Genomic DNA, 1,299 nt, shown 5'->3' on the forward strand with positions numbered 1-1,299 from the left:
GGTGGGTTCAGGGTGTCAGTGCAACGGCTCGGATTTTCTTGTTCAGCGCTTCGATTGGTGTCTGGAAGTCTAGGGTCTTGCGGGGCCGGGTGTTGAGCAGCAGCTGCATCTGTCCGATGTGTTCATCGGTGATGGTATTGAAGTCGGTGCCTTTGGGGTAGAAGTCTCGGATGAGCCGGTTGAGGTTCTCATTGGCACCTCGCTGCCAGGGCGAGTGAGGATCGCAGAAGAACACCTTGCACCCGGTGGCCAGGGTGAATCGAGGATGCAGCGCCATCTCCGGGCCCTGGTCCCAGGTCAGGGTCTGACGCATCTGCTCGGGCAGGTCCTGGATCAGCCTGGTGAGGACCTCGATCACCGTGGTGGAGTCCTTGGTCCCGGGCAGTCTGCCGATCAGTGCGAAGCGGGTACTGCGCTCGACCAGGGTCACCAGCCCCGAGCGCTGCGGGCCTACGACCAGGTCACCTTCCCAATGACCAGGCACTGCCCGGTCGGTGACCTCCGCAGGACGATCCACCAGCCGTGCCCCCTCGACCCAGGGCCTCTTGCTCCGAGCAGGCAGCTTCGAGGCCGGCACCCGGTGGGTCCGACCGGAGCGCAGGGCTTTCTCGACCTTCAGCTCCTGAGCCAGCGCACCCCGCCCCTGAACATAGAGCCCCTGGTAGATCGTCTCGTGCGAGATCTGCATCTCCTTCCGCGCAGGGAAACATCGTCGCAGATCTCCAGCGACCTGTTCAGGAGAGAACCCTCGATTCAGTCGCCGGATCACATGGCCCCGTAATCGAGGTTCATCCAGCTTCCTCGCCCGCGGACGCCGTCGGATCCTCATCGTCTGGTGCTGAGCCAGCTCCGCGCAGTACCGCTTCTGCGCAGCAGAGATACGGGTCGAGCCCCTGGCGATCTCACGAGAGACCGTCGAGGCCGCGACCTGCAACCGGGCCGCGATCTGCCGTACTCCCATCGGTGGGTCCATCGAGAGCCCCGCCTCGATGAATGCCCGATCACCAACGCTCAGCCGGTGATACCGGGCCCCTGGTTTCGTGGTGGATTCCATATCCACCACCGTAGAAAGACCCCCGTGATATCCCCGACGGAACTCCAGACCCGCCCACAGACACCACCGCTGAATCGTGCGATTAGCCAACCCATACTCGATCGCCAGCCGATTCGCCGGCTCTCCCCGGACCAACCGGACGAACACCTGCTTCTTCACAACCCACGGATACTCCGGTGAACCACCCATCAGAGAACTCCCACCCGATCAGCGACCCGTTGCACTAGCACCTAGAAACCACCCAT

Annotated in this window: 1 protein-coding gene; it reads right to left on the reverse strand. The window is 63.0% G+C overall.

Annotated features, from left to right (window positions below):
• Window positions 1-7 precede the first annotated feature (7 nt).
• The gene (locus N7E59_RS11785; protein ID WP_261625132.1) at window positions 8-1,243 is read right to left on the reverse strand and encodes an IS30 family transposase; all 1,236 of its coding nucleotides are present in this window, start codon (window positions 1,241-1,243) and stop codon (window positions 8-10) included.
• Window positions 1,244-1,299: the final 56 nt, after the last annotated feature.

The organism is Nesterenkonia marinintestina, assembly GCF_025420485.1.
Classification (GTDB): Bacteria; Actinomycetota; Actinomycetes; order Actinomycetales; family Micrococcaceae; genus Nesterenkonia; species Nesterenkonia marinintestina.